Here is a 12358-nt window from a genome sequence, read left to right as displayed (position 1 = left end):
ACGCAAGAATTAGCCAGAGGTAGAGATGCTTCGGCTCCGCCGACGCCAGATCAGGCATGACAGTTCTTTTTCCGCCGCCCTACATGCGCTACTTGGTTTTGGTTACGTGCTTGCTGCTGAGCCTGCTGGCTCCCTGGCGGAGCCGTGCCCAAAACGTAGCTCCTGAGAAGCCGAAAACTACCCGCATCCTGTTCGTGCTCGATGCGTCGGGCTCGATGCGGGCGCCGTGGGAAGGGCAGCAACGCTGGGACGTGGCCAAAAACCTGCTCTCGAAGATGGTAGACTCGCTCAATGCCTACCCCAACCTGGAGCTGGCATTGCGCGCCTACGGGCACCAGCACGAGAACAAGGAGAATAACTGCGAGGACTCGAAGCTAGAAGTGGCCTTCGCGCCCAAAAACGCGGGGGCCATCAAGGCGCGGCTGAAAACCATCGAACCCAAGGGCAACACGCCCATCACGTACTCCTTGCTGCAGTCGGCCCAGGACTTTCCGGCGGACCGCACGGCCCGCAACGTGCTCATTCTGATTACCGACGGGCTGGAATCGTGCAAGGGCGACCCGTGTGCCACGGCCGTAGCGCTGCAGCGCAAGCATGTGTTCCTCAAGCCATTCGTAATTGGCATTGGGGCCGAGCGGGAGTTTGGCAAGCAGCTGGAATGCCTGGGGCAATACTACAACGCGGCCGATGTGAAGACCTTTCGCACCATCCTCAACGATGTAGTAGCCCAGACTCTGGCCAAAACCACGGTGGCCGTCAACCTGACCGACGAGGCGGGTCGGCCGGTGGAATCGAACGTGAACATGACCTTTCTCAACAACGTCACGGAGCAGCCGGAGTACAACTACGTGCATTTCCGCGACGCTCAGGGCAAACCCGACGTGCTCGACATCGATGCCCTGCAGAGCTACGATTTGGTCATTAACACGGTGCCGCCGGTGCGCCAGCAGAACCTGCCCATTCGGCCCGGCAAGGCCAATGTCCTCACCTACAAAACGCCCCAAGGCACACTCTGGCTCCAGAACCCCGGCCTCTCACCCAACCCCTACGGTACGGTGCAGGCGGTGGTGCGGGCCCAGGGCAACCCGGCTACGGTGGTGGCCCTACCCTTCGGAAGTCGGCAGAAGCTGCTGGCCGGCAATTACGAGGTGGAACTGCTGACCCTACCCCGCCAGATCCGGCGTATCTCGGTGAAGCAGGGCCAGGAAACGGCCGTGACCTACGAAGCGCCCGGCATCCTGAACATCGTATCGGACCTGAAGGGCTACGGCAGCATCTACCGGCTCAATAACGACGAGTCGCAGACGTGGGTGCACAACCTGCCCGACGGGGGTAGCAGCAAAATCAACCTGCCGATGCAGCCGGGGGCTTACCGCCTGGTGTTCCGCACCAAAACCGCTACTGGCAGCAAGTTCACCGATGTCCGCAACTTCACCATCCGGCCCGGCCAGACCAGCTCGGTTAGCATTTTCGGACGATGAGAAATATAGCCTCAGTGGAACATCCTACCCAGGTTGGTCAGGCAGAGAGCAGTGGCAGCACTTCGCCTGCTGGCGCTGGCCTACTTCCTGGCGTAGCAACAGAAGCGCTTCGTGAAACTCCGCAGGATGGCTTAGAGGATGCCGTTTACACCCTGCGCGAGCAAGGCCACGCTACCTTGCCGGGCGTCTTTTCTCCGGCAGAGGTAGCATCTCTGCTCCAAACCATTGAGGGTGTGGAAGCTAATTCCGCTAATTTCCGGCGCAGCCAGGACGTGTTTGCCATTCGCAATCTGCTGGGCGAAATTCCGCAGCTGCGGGAGCAACTCCTGACGCCTCGGCTGCGGGAAGTGCTAGGGGCGCTGTTTCCGGATGCTACTCCCCATCTGACCAAGGCTATTTACTTCGACAAGCCCGCCGGTTCCAATTGGCTGGTGGCCTGGCACCAGGATGTGATGATTAGCGTGGACCGGCGGCTGGACTTACCCGGCTACGGCCCCTGGAGCAGTAAAAGCGGCGAGGTGACGGTACTGCCGCCCCGCCAGATTCTGGAAGGCATTTTCACCCTGCGCCTCCACCTCGATGATTGCAACGAAACCAATGGGGCCTTGCGGGTAGTACCTAGCTCCCACCGGCACGGCGTCATCCCGAATGAGCAGCACCCAATCTATACGCCCCAGGCCGTTACCTGCCCCGTACCAGCCGGTGGCCTGATGCTGATGCAGCCCTTGACGCTCCACGCCTCTAACCGTAGCACCAGCAACCGCCCGCGCCGCGTAATTCACCTGGAATTCAGCGCTGCTGAGCTACCTGAAGGATTACAGTGGCGGGAGCGGGCCGAAGTGCCGCTAAAGCCTGCTAACTATCTGTCATCCTGAGCATGTGGCGTATCAAGCCAGCGACAAAGGACCTCTACCTCTGCCTAATGAGGTTACCTTCTATAGAGGTCCTTCGCGCTGCTCAGGATGACAACATGAACACAACACAAAGACTGTAAACTACCGAAGAACCCTACAACTCCACATATGAAAGACTTTCCCTACACCGAATCGAAGGACACCCGCAGCGGCTTTGGCGCGGGCCTGCAAGAGCTGGGCAAAACCAATCCCAACGTGGTAGCCCTCTGCGCCGACCTCATTGGCTCGCTCAAAATGGATGCCTTCATCAAGGACAATCCCGAGCGTTTCTTCCAGGTAGGCATTGCCGAGGCCAACATGATGGGTCTGGCCGCCGGCCTCACCATCGGGGGCAAGATTCCCTTCACCGGCACCTTCGCCAACTTTAGCACGGGCCGCGTGTACGACCAGATTCGGCAGAGCATTGCCTACTCGGGTAAGAACGTGAAGATCTGCGCTTCGCACGCGGGCCTGACGTTGGGCGAAGACGGCGCGACTCACCAGATTCTGGAGGACATCGGGATGATGAAGATGCTACCCCACATGACGGTCATCAACCCCTGCGACTATAACCAGACCAAGGCCGCTACCATCGCCATTGCCGACTACGAGGGCCCGGTGTACCTGCGCTTCGGCCGCCCGGTAGTGCCCAACTTCACCCCCGCCGACCAGAAATTTGAGGTAGGCAAAGGCATCGTGCTGAACGAGGGTACCGACGTGAGCATCTTCGCTACGGGTCACCTGGTGTGGAAGGCCATCCTGGCGGGCAAGCTGCTGGCCGAGAAAGGCATCAACGCCGAAATCATCAACATCCACACCATCAAGCCCCTGGATGCTCAGCTGATTCTGGAATCGGCCCGCAAGACGCGCTGCGTGGTAACGGCCGAGGAGCACCAGATGAACGGCGGCCTCGGCGACTCCATCGCCCAGCTGCTCATCCGCGAGGAGCCCCTACCCCTGGAAATGGTAGCCGTGAATGATTCCTTCGGGGAATCGGGCACGCCCGACCAGCTGATGGAAAAGTACGGCCTCAACGAGCAGGCCATTGTGGCCGCCGTGGAGAAAGTAATGGCCCGCCGCAAGTAGTTTCCAACTGACGGTTCATGAAAAGCCCCTGTTGCCAACGTGCAACAGGGGCTTTTCAGCTTAAAAACGCGTGGTGTTCAGGTGCTGCCCTTGTAGCCTGACTGCTACCGCAAACCGGCCCAGCGCTGGGGCAGCACGGCATCCAGGTACAGCCACTCGGCGCGGTTGGCAAAGGTATAGTCGTGGTAGCAGGCCAGGAAGGCTTCGGTTTCGCGGTACACTTCCTGCAGCGCCTCGGCGGGGCCAGAGGCGGCGCGCTCATAATCGGCAGCCAGGCCGTAAATCCAACCAACCTCTACCTCTGATTCTACCAGCGTCCGGAGGCGGTACAGGGCCCGGTTGATGCGGCCTAGCGGCCAGCTGCCGCCCGCCAAGCGTTGCTGCAGCCACGCCAGGGCAGGCCGCACGGAGAAGCGGGCCGGTGGGAAAGCCGCGGCCAGGTAGGCCGAAACATCTGGCTGGCGCAGGCGCAACAACCGGTACAGCTCCACGAAAAAGCCATCGGGCGCTTCTTCGCGGAGCAATACCGCGTCCACCCAGTCGCTGACATCCGCCAGCGTTACTACCTCTAGTTGCAGGCCCAACCGGAGGTAGTACGCCACTTCGCTTAAAGGCAAGCCGCTGAATTCCACTTCCAGTTCCATAGGCGTCGGCTGCCGTATGCGGGCAGTTGTTTCGCATACGGCGGCGCGGTCCGCTGGTAAGCCAGCACCACGATTTTTCGGCGATTGGGTTTCGGCTCTTGTTCGGGGGTAGGGAGTTGAGGCTACCCCTGCTTGCTGCCACACTCGGCGCAGAACCGCTGCTCGGGCTTCACGCTGGCACCACAGTCGCCGCAGAATTTGTCTTTGGTTTGGGCTGCCACGTTGGGCGTGCCGCAGGTGGGGCAGAACTTCTGGCCTGGGGCTAGTTTAGCTTGGCAGCTTTGGCACTGCACAAGGCCACCTGTATTAAGGAAATCCAGGCCTTTGGTGTAGTCCTGCTCCCGCGTTTTGGTGCGGATTTGCTCACTGGCAGCCTGGCGCTGCTGGGCGGCCAGTTCCTCGTGCTCGTCGGGGGCGCAGCTTTCGCAGAGGCTGGCTTTGTGGTTCCAACACACGTCGGGGCACACCCAGTGGCCGCAGCGGGTGCACTGCTTGAAGTAAGTTTTGCCCTCCTGCACGGCTTTTTCCAGAGCGGCATCGTGGGCCTTACCGCCAATGGCGCGCTGCACGTGGTAGGCGGCACTACCGGCGCTGGAGAAACTGCCCCCGAACAGGCTGCCTGCCGCCCGCATCAGCTCGCCGGCAATACCAATAGCGTTGGGGTGAAACCGCGACATGTGTCCGTTGCGGCATTTGTCGCAGTAGAATTTGAACTGGAAGCCTTTGTCGGTCGATAAATCGTCGTGGTTGGCGACGAACTGAATCATGCTGCTCATAGAGGAAAGGACGAGTGGAGGGCTAAAAATAGCATTTCTATATATTCCAATCTGATCTTTCCTTTTCTCCTACCTCCGGCTACGGGCTTATACTTGCAGACACTTTGGGGATTTCTCTCCGCCGTCGGCATGCGCTTCTCTTACTTTTTCCTACCCCTCCTCCTGCTATTTGCCCGCCTCTCTTCCGCTCAGCAGGCCGATACTACCATTATTCGCTACACGGGGCAGCTGGCGGGGCAATACACATCGGGCGGGGTTAACCGCACATTATTTTCCACTTCGCACTCCGTTACGTTTCTACGCGGACTACACTTTGGGGCGCCGGTTACTGGTAGCTTCACGTTTGGCAAGCAGGAAGGCCTGCTCAAGGAACGCGAATTTCTGCTGAACTCTACTCCCTACTACTGGAAGGGCCGCTTCCGCTTTTACGGCATTGGGGGCTACGAGCGGAGCAACCTGCGCGGCATCGATAACCGCTACCAGATTGGCGCTGGCCCCGGCTGGGCTATTTATACTGATTCGCTGAACCGGGAGGTAGCCGTGAGTAACCTGATCATTCGGGAAGCTACCTACTTTCAGGATGGCTCCAGTCGCACGGTGGCCCGCAACTCAACCCGCCTCAAGGTGGCTTACACCTACCGGGTTTTCAGCCTGAACTCTATTACCTTCTACCAGCCCAACCTGCAGAACTTCGAGGATTACCGCGTCACGCAACAGTCGAGCTTGGCGTTGCGCTTCACCCCGCGCTTTGCTATTACCGGCACTTACACCTACACCTTCGAGAACCGCATTCTGGAAGGCAAGCCCACCGACAACACCAACGTGACGGTGGGCGTGTCGTTCAGTACGAAGTAGCGCGGGCGGCGCGGCTGCATATAGCTTTCCGCTGGCTCCGTTAAACCTTTCGGCCCCTACCCCCTCTAAGCTGCTAAACCTGCCCTAACCCGCCCTGCCTGCGCCCCTTGGAAGACCAGGAGATACTCGTCAAGTTTCGTGACCCCGCCACCCGCAACGTGGCCTTCAACCAGCTGGTGCGCAAGTATCAGCAGAAGGTGTACTGGCACGTGCGCAAAATGGTAGTGGACCACGATGACGCCGACGACCTGACCCAGGATGTGTTCGTGAAGGTGTGGAACCACTTGGAGAACTTCCGCCAGGATGCCTCCCTTTACACCTGGATTTACCGCATTGCTACCAACGAGTGCCTGAGCTGGCTGCAAAGCAAGCGCCGCAAGTTTTTCCTACCCCTAAATGATGTGGGAGCCGAGCTGGCAGCCAAGCTGGAGGCCGACGACAGCCTGGCCGGCGACGAGGTGGAGTTGAAGCTGCAGAAAGCCATTTTGCGCCTGCCCGACAAACAGCGCCTGGTTTTCAACCTGCGCTACTACGATGATATGCCCTACGAGCAGATGGCCGAGGTAACCGGCACGAGCGTAGGGGCGCTGAAAGCCTCCTACCACCACGCCGTCAAGAAAATTGAGCAGTACATTAATCACTGATTGACACTGACGGCGTTGATTCCGTTGATTTCTATGTTCTGCCATCTGCTACTAATGAAGAAGAAACCAACAGAAAGGCAATCAGCGAAATAAGGATAATCCGCGTCAATCAGTGATTCATTAAACCTCTCGGCCTTCCGGGCCTCTAACCGATATGAACACCCCTTTTCGTCTGGATGATCACCGGCGCCGGCCGCACCCGCCGCTTTCCGCGCCCCCGGACCGCTACTTCGAGCAGCTCCCTACGCGCCTGATGCAGCGGGTGCAGCCCGAGGCTTCGGGCCAAACGACCTGGCACTGGTTGGCAGCCCTGTCGGGGCCCCTGCGCACTGCTGTGGCTTCGGTGGTAGTACTGGGCGGGTTTGCCGCTTCCTTTCTTCTGAGCCCGGCCCCTACCCCTGCTGCTTCCGCCAATGAGGCGCTGGCGCAGGTTTCGCGGGAAGAAATGGTGCAGTACCTGCTGGCCAGTGAGCAGCGCGTGACGCTTACTGACCTAGCGGAGCTGCCCGCCGCTACCCCAGAATTTCCCACCGAAGGCTACCTGCATGCTTCCCCCGAGGAAGTGCAGGATGCCCTCGATGCCCAGCCTACGGAGGACACTTTCCTCTAACGTTTACTTTTATTTTCCCTCGCTTTTTCTTCCATGAAATACCTGCTTCGTTGTTTTCTGGTAGTGCTGGTGCTCATGGCCACACACACGGCCTCTTTCGCGCAGACCAACCGGCTGAGCCAGCTGGAAAACGCCAAAATTGCCTACATCACCGAGAAGATTTCCTTGACCCAGGATCAGGCCCAGAAGTTCTGGCCCATGTACAACGACTTCACTACCAAGCGCCGCGACCTGAACCGCCGCACGCGCCAGCTGCGCACTACCAGGCCCGATGCGCTTTCCGACCAGCAGATTCGGGAGAACCTGAACCAGGCCATGGACCTGCGCCAGCAGGAAGTGAAGCTGGAAAAGGAGTACCTCGATAAGTTTGAAAAGGTCTTGAGCATCCGGCAGGTAGGTCAGCTCTACGCGGCAGAGCGCGACTTCACCCGCGAGGTCATCAAGCGCGTGGCCGACCGGCGCGGCGGCCGTCCCAGGTCTCCCCGCAACAACGATTAATCTTCTTCCTTCCTTTCCTGCGCGCGAAAAGCGGCTGCCCTGGCAGCCGCTTTTTTATGGCCCACCAGTCCAATGCTGGAACAGCATCCGTCTTTCCTACCCCGTCTGGGCCCACAAACCTCGGCTTCCACTGTACCTTTGCAGCCCCGAAGTTGTTACTGCTAGTATGCTTACTCCCCGCCAGCTTTTCCTGCGCCACCAGGCCCAAACCTCCGACTTTCCGCTGCTGCTGGAAATTGAGCGCGCCGAAGGCGTGTACATGTACGACGCCGACGGCCAGCGCTACCTCGATTTGATTTCCGGCATTGGCGTCAGCAACGTGGGTCACCGCCACCCGCGGGTACTCCAGGCCATTCAGGATCAGCTCGATAAATACCTGCACCTGATGGTGTACGGCGAGGTAGTGCAGGCCCCGCCGGCCCAGCTCGCGGAGGCCCTACACCAAACCTTGCCCGCCCACCTCGACAATGTGTACTTCACCAATTCCGGCACCGAGGCCGTAGAAGGGGCCCTGAAGCTGGCCAAGCGCCACACCGGCCGCACGGGCCTGCTTTCCAGCTACAACGCCTACCACGGCTCCACGCACGGTGCCCTCAGCATTACCGGCTCCGAGGGCTTTAAGAATTCCTTCCGCCCTTTGCTGCCCGGGGTGCGCCACTTCCGCCACAACAACTTCGAGGATCTGCAGCTGATAGATGAGCACACGGCCGCTGTAGTCATTGAAACGGTGCAGGGCGAGGCCGGCGTGCGGGTGCCCGCCCCTGGTTACCTGCCCGCTCTGCGCCAGCGCTGCACCGAGGTTGGTGCCCTGCTTATCCTCGATGAAATTCAGTGCGGTTTTGGGCGCACGGGCACGTTCTGGGCCTTCGAGCAGTTCGGCATCGAGCCCGATATTCTGCTCACGGCCAAAGGCATGGGTGGCGGCATGCCCATTGGAGCGTTCATCTCCTCCCAGGAAATTATGTCGGGCTTCAAAACCCGCCCGATTCTGGGGCACTGCACTACGTTTGGGGGACACCCGGTGTCGTGTGCGGCATCATTGGCTACACTGCGGACTATTCAGGAAGAAAACCTGCTGGCCGGCGTAGCCGAAAAAGCGGCCCGCTTCCGTCGGCAGCTGGTGCACCCAGCCATTCGGGAAGTACGGAACCAAGGCCTGCTAATGGCCGTGGAGTTCGAGTCGTTCGAGGTACTTAAGCCCATCATCGACCACGCCCTCTGGCAGGAGCGCATTCTTACCGACTGGTTTTTGTTCTGCGACAACTCCCTGCGCATCGCCCCACCCCTGACCATCACTGACGCCCAGATTGATGACGCCTGCGCAGCTCTGCTACGCGCCATTCAAGCGGTAGTTAGCTAAAGTTGTAAATCAGCAAAGCGGTTCTTGCCGCTTGCCTACCCCCTCAGAACTGCCTCAGCGTCTTCTTTGATTTGCTCGCGCGGGAATCCGTCTTTTACTCCCTGAGAAATGCGGCGGACCAGCACGGTTACTACCTCTTTGCGGAAGCCCAGCTTTTCGGCCATATCTACGCAAAAGGCCATTTCGGTGTCATCCACTACCCCATCGGCCAGCATCATATCTACCAGATCAAATATCTGGTCGAAGCGCTCCGAGTCATTGTCGGGTAGTACCGGATGAATGCTGCTAGTGTTGCCCACCAGGGTGCGGACCTCATCGGAGCGCATCCCGTTTTTGCGGCCCACGGCCACAATGAAGTTCATTTCCCGCTCGTCCAGATGCCCATCAGCTTTGGCCAGGGCCACTAGGTTCATGATATGGCTTTTGACTTTTCGGGTCTGCTCATTTTCAAAAAAACCAAACATACGGGCGGGCATTAGGTAGTGTAAGAAAGGCAGGTCGGGCAAGAGGCCGGGAGCGGCATTGGTTCAGGAAGTTAGCCAACTGCCACACAGTACGCAATAGCCGGATACGCAGCCCGTGAAAAAACAGCTGTCGGCCGAGGGTATTTTATCTTTTACGGAAGCATAGGCTGTAGTTTCCCGCGGGATTTACCACCTTTGCCCGGCCCGACCCCGTCGGGCTTTTGTTTGAGTACGGAAGAGAGAATATGATGAAACGCATTGCAGTTTTCACCAGTGGGGGCGACGCGCCCGGCATGAACGCGGCTATCCGCGCAGTAGTGCGCACAGCCGTTTACCACGGCATCGAAGTATATGGCATCATGCGCGGCTACAGCGGCATGATTAAAGGCGAGTTTGTGAAGCTGGATTCAGCTTCCGTCGCGAATACTATTCAGAAAGGCGGCACCATTCTTAAATCGGCCCGCAGCCAGAAGTTTGTAACCAAGGAAGGCCGCCAGCAGGCTTTCGACCAATTGGTGAACCACGGTATTGACGGGCTAGTGGCCATTGGCGGCAACGGCACCTTCACCGGGGCCATGATTTTCGAGCAGGAGTTCGGCATCCCAACGGTAGGGGTGCCCGGCACTATCGATAACGACCTCTACGGCACCGATTACACCATTGGCTACGATACGGCTGTAAACACCGCCCTGGAAGCCATCGACAAAATCCGCGACACGGCCGACTCGCACGACCGGTGCTTTTTCGTAGAAGTAATGGGCCGCGACTCGGGCTACATTGCCATTCCGTGCGCCATTGGCGGCGGGGCCGAAATTGTGATGGTACCGGAAACGCAGATGTCGACGGAGGCCGTTATTGATAGCCTGAAAACCAGCTGGCAGCGCTCCAAAACCTCTTTCCTGGTGGTAGTAGCCGAGGGCGAGGAAGAAGGCAATGTGCACGCGGTGGCCCAACAGGTGAAAACGGCCATTCCGGAGCTAGACACCCGCGTGACCATCATCGGTCACATTCAGCGGGGCGGCGCTCCTTCCGCCTCCGACCGCATGCTGGCCTCCCAAATCGGCATTGCCGCCGTGGAAGGTCTCATGAATGGCATGCGCAACGTTATGGCCGGTATTGTGGACCGCAAGCTGGTGTACACGCCCTTCGTGGATACCATCCACAAGAAAAAGATGATCAACCAGAGCTTTATGCGCATGGTTGAAATCTTGAGTGTGTAGCTTTTACTCAAGCTCAACAAAAGAGGCGCCAACTTACCCGAGCGGTAATTGGCGCCTCTTTTGCTGTAATAGCCCTTCGTAAGCTTTCTTTGCTTCTGTTAGTCCATCCTTTCAGCTTTATTATGAAGAATTTGTATCAAAGAATCCTTTTTTCCGCGCTGCTGGCTCCCCTTGCCTTCCCCGTTCTGGCGCAGTCTCCAACTGAAGCCCCCGCTACTCGCGCCAGTTGGCACTTGGGAGTTGGGTCGGCGGGCGTGGGCACCGGTGATTACATGGCCCTGAAAGCTCATCTAGAGTACGCACCGCTGCTGGGCCGGCACTTGGGTACGGGCACCCGGCTCGCCGTTATTGGGGGCAGCCGCGAATCGTTCAACACCGTGTATAACCCAGATGCAGCAGCGGGTACCGGCGTGACAGTGCCCTATGCCATGTCGTACCAAGCCGTAAATCTGGAGCAGGAAGTGTACATCTACCCCTTCGGCAACGACAAGCAGGTGTTGTTTGCGCTAGGTGGCGGCGGCTACGTGGGTCACTCTAACCGCTACGGCGCTCCGGCAACGCACCTCGATTTCACTACGGGCGCCAAAACACTTACCCTCGACCACGAAAAGGGTTTGCACGCGGGCTATATGTTTTCTCTTAACCTCGATGTAGCGCTCGACGCATCTCGCAACTGGCTGGCCGGCGGCAAGGCTTCGTTTCAGAATGACACCTTTGGTAACTCCCTAGCTACCCTCCAACTAAAAATAGGCCGCCGCTTTTAGCCAAGCAAATAGCCTATAGGCAGTTGCCTAGTTAACTTAAGCCCCGCCTCCCTCGTCTGGAAGCGGGGCTTTTTGGTATTGTTGTTCTACTGACAAAGGTGCTAATACCCCGTACCTCACCACTTCACTTCGGCTGGGTGAAACCACTGGTATTCTGGGTCGCGGCGGAGCCAGGTGAGCTGGCGCTTGGCGTAGCGGCGGGAATTGCGCTTGAGCAAGCGCACGGCTTCGGCGTAGTCATAAAGCCCGTCAAAATAATCGAACAGCTCTTGGTAGCCTACCGTCTGGAGGGCATTGTGGTGCCGGTGGGGGTAGAGGCGGCGGGCTTCCTCTTCCAGGCCGGCGGCCAGCATGTGGTCCATGCGCTGGTCGATGCGCTGGTATAGCTCCTCCCGCTCGCGGGTAAGGGCAATTTTTACCGTTCGGAAGGGCCGTTCGGCCGCCTTTCCACCGTGAAAAGAGCTGAACGGCTGTCCGGTAGCCCGACTGATTTCCAGCGCCCGTAGCACGCGCTGGGGGTTTTGGCGGTCAATGCGGGCGTGCGTTACTGGGTCGAGGCGCTCCAGCTCGGCTACCAGCGGATCCAAGCCATGGGCCTCCAGCTCGGTACGCAGTTGCTGACGCATTTCGGGCGGAACTGCCGGCAGCTCATCGAGGCCTTCCGTAACGGCCTGGAGGTAGAGCCCTGAGCCGCCCGTCAGGATGATGACCCGATGCCGCTGAAATAGCTCGGAGAGCAGCGTTAGGGCATCTTCCTCGAAGCGTCCGGCGTTGTATTCCTCTGTAATGCTGTGCGAGTTGATAAAGTGATGTGGTACCCCCTGCATTTCCTCGGGGGTAGGCTTGGCCGTGCCAATGTTCAGCTCCCGGAAAAACTGCCGCGAATCGGCCGACACGATTTCGGTATTCAGCTGCTGGGCCAGCTGAACGCACAAGTCCGTTTTGCCCACGGCTGTTGGCCCCGTAATTACCAGGAGCGTAGGTTTATCGGAAGCAGATACTAGTTCAGCAAGCATGAGGGGGTAGGAAAAAGATGGGCCGACAAAGATACGGGCGTCCGGAC

The 12358-nt window shown here is 58.8% G+C and carries 14 protein-coding genes; 10 read left to right on the top strand and 4 right to left on the bottom strand.

Annotated elements, in window-relative coordinates:
• Positions 1 to 83: 83 nt before the first annotated feature.
• From DNI29_RS11030 to DNI29_RS11020, 3 genes are all read left to right on the top strand, one after another.
• The gene (locus DNI29_RS11030; RefSeq protein ID WP_110978156.1) at positions 84 to 1481 is read left to right on the top strand and encodes a vWA domain-containing protein; all 1398 of its coding nucleotides are present in this window, start codon (positions 84 to 86) and stop codon (positions 1479 to 1481) included.
• Positions 1478 to 2356 carry a phytanoyl-CoA dioxygenase family protein gene (locus tag DNI29_RS11025; protein WP_110978155.1) on the top strand — a complete coding sequence of 293 codons (879 nt, stop codon included), beginning with the start codon at positions 1478 to 1480 and terminating at the stop codon, positions 2354 to 2356. The genes DNI29_RS11030 and DNI29_RS11025 overlap by 4 nt, the downstream gene beginning before the upstream one ends.
• Positions 2357 to 2503: 147 nt before the next feature.
• Positions 2504 to 3460 (top strand): transketolase family protein, encoded by a 957-nt coding sequence (locus tag DNI29_RS11020; RefSeq protein WP_110978154.1) that lies wholly within the window; start codon positions 2504 to 2506, stop codon positions 3458 to 3460.
• Between the two features lie 104 nt (positions 3461 to 3564).
• Here DNI29_RS11020 and DNI29_RS11015 read toward each other — a convergent pair whose 3' ends face one another.
• Together DNI29_RS11015 and DNI29_RS11010 are read right to left on the bottom strand one after the other, a co-directional pair.
• Positions 3565 to 4104 carry a hypothetical protein gene (locus DNI29_RS11015; RefSeq protein ID WP_110978153.1) on the bottom strand — a complete coding sequence of 180 codons (540 nt, stop codon included), beginning with the start codon at positions 4102 to 4104 and terminating at the stop codon, positions 3565 to 3567.
• Positions 4105 to 4226: 122 nt separating this feature from the next.
• Positions 4227 to 4880 carry a zinc ribbon domain-containing protein gene (locus tag DNI29_RS11010; RefSeq protein ID WP_110978152.1) on the bottom strand — a complete coding sequence of 218 codons (654 nt, stop codon included), beginning with the start codon at positions 4878 to 4880 and terminating at the stop codon, positions 4227 to 4229.
• Between the two features lie 129 nt (positions 4881 to 5009).
• Here DNI29_RS11010 and DNI29_RS11005 point away from each other — a divergent pair, with 129 nt between their 5' ends.
• The 5 genes from DNI29_RS11005 (at position 5010) to DNI29_RS10985 (ending at position 8847) form a co-directional block, all read left to right on the top strand.
• Positions 5010 to 5735, top strand: coding sequence for a DUF481 domain-containing protein (locus tag DNI29_RS11005; RefSeq protein ID WP_110978151.1), 726 nt, complete (start codon positions 5010 to 5012; stop codon positions 5733 to 5735).
• Positions 5736 to 5842: 107 nt separating this feature from the next.
• Positions 5843 to 6379: an RNA polymerase sigma factor gene (locus tag DNI29_RS11000; RefSeq protein WP_110978150.1), complete on the top strand. Its 537-nt coding sequence runs from the start codon at positions 5843 to 5845 to the stop codon at positions 6377 to 6379.
• A gap of 154 nt (positions 6380 to 6533) precedes the next feature.
• The gene (locus tag DNI29_RS10995; RefSeq protein WP_110978149.1) at positions 6534 to 6989 is read left to right on the top strand and encodes a hypothetical protein; all 456 of its coding nucleotides are present in this window, start codon (positions 6534 to 6536) and stop codon (positions 6987 to 6989) included.
• A gap of 33 nt (positions 6990 to 7022) precedes the next feature.
• A complete protein-coding gene (locus DNI29_RS10990; protein WP_110978148.1) occupies positions 7023 to 7487 on the top strand; it encodes a Spy/CpxP family protein refolding chaperone in 465 nt (154 codons plus the stop codon).
• 166 nt (positions 7488 to 7653) lie between these two features.
• Positions 7654 to 8847, top strand: a complete 1194-nt coding sequence (locus DNI29_RS10985) for an aspartate aminotransferase family protein (protein WP_110978147.1) — start codon at positions 7654 to 7656, stop codon at positions 8845 to 8847.
• Positions 8848 to 8882: 35 nt separating this feature from the next.
• Here the strand turns inward: DNI29_RS10985 and DNI29_RS10980 are convergent, their stop codons facing one another.
• A complete protein-coding gene (locus tag DNI29_RS10980) occupies positions 8883 to 9311 on the bottom strand; it encodes a tellurite resistance TerB family protein (RefSeq protein WP_110978268.1) in 429 nt (142 codons plus the stop codon).
• Between the two features lie 248 nt (positions 9312 to 9559).
• Here DNI29_RS10980 and pfkA point away from each other — a divergent pair, with 248 nt between their 5' ends.
• Together pfkA and DNI29_RS10970 are read left to right on the top strand one after the other, a co-directional pair.
• On the top strand, positions 9560 to 10531 hold the full coding sequence (gene pfkA / locus DNI29_RS10975) for a 6-phosphofructokinase (protein WP_110978267.1): 972 nt from the start codon (positions 9560 to 9562) through the stop codon (positions 10529 to 10531).
• Positions 10532 to 10653: 122 nt separating this feature from the next.
• Entirely contained in the window at positions 10654 to 11295 is a 642-nt protein-coding gene (locus DNI29_RS10970; protein ID WP_110978146.1) for a hypothetical protein, read from the top strand.
• A 116-nt stretch (positions 11296 to 11411) separates the two neighbouring features.
• Here the strand turns inward: DNI29_RS10970 and miaA are convergent, their stop codons facing one another.
• Positions 11412 to 12311 carry a tRNA (adenosine(37)-N6)-dimethylallyltransferase MiaA gene (gene miaA / locus DNI29_RS10965; protein ID WP_110978145.1) on the bottom strand — a complete coding sequence of 300 codons (900 nt, stop codon included), beginning with the start codon at positions 12309 to 12311 and terminating at the stop codon, positions 11412 to 11414.
• Between the last annotated feature and the right edge of the window lie 47 nt (positions 12312 to 12358).

Source organism: Hymenobacter sediminis, from assembly GCF_003231285.1.
Classification (GTDB): Bacteria; Bacteroidota; Bacteroidia; order Cytophagales; family Hymenobacteraceae; genus Hymenobacter; species Hymenobacter sediminis.
This window is presented reverse-complemented; position numbering and strand designations above follow the sequence as displayed.